This is a genomic window from Lacinutrix sp. MEBiC02404, assembly GCF_053601575.1.
Genome location: NZ_JBSHNV010000058.1, coordinates 1 through 283 on the forward strand (window position 1 = coordinate 1; position 283 = coordinate 283).

General features: G+C 41.0%; 1 protein-coding gene. It reads left to right on the forward strand.

The window, feature by feature from the left end:
• On the forward strand, window positions 1–283 hold a 283-nt coding region (locus ACVCXO_RS00345; RefSeq protein WP_452227613.1), incomplete at both ends, for an HYR-like domain-containing protein.

Sequence of the window (283 nt, forward strand, 5' to 3'; positions counted from 1 at the left end):
TGCAGATCTTGCAACTTTGACAGATGTAACCGCACAATGTGAAGTAACGACTTTAACTGCACCAACGGCAACAGATAATTGTGGTGGAACGGTAGCTGTTACCAACGATGCATCACTTCCTATTACAACACAAGGAACAACCGTCGTAACTTGGACATATACAGATGTTAATCTGAATGCTTCCACACAAACACAAAACATAATAATTACAGATGCTACTGCTCCTGTTGCGGATCTTGCAACTTTGCCAGATGTAACGTCACAATGTGAAGTAACGACTTTA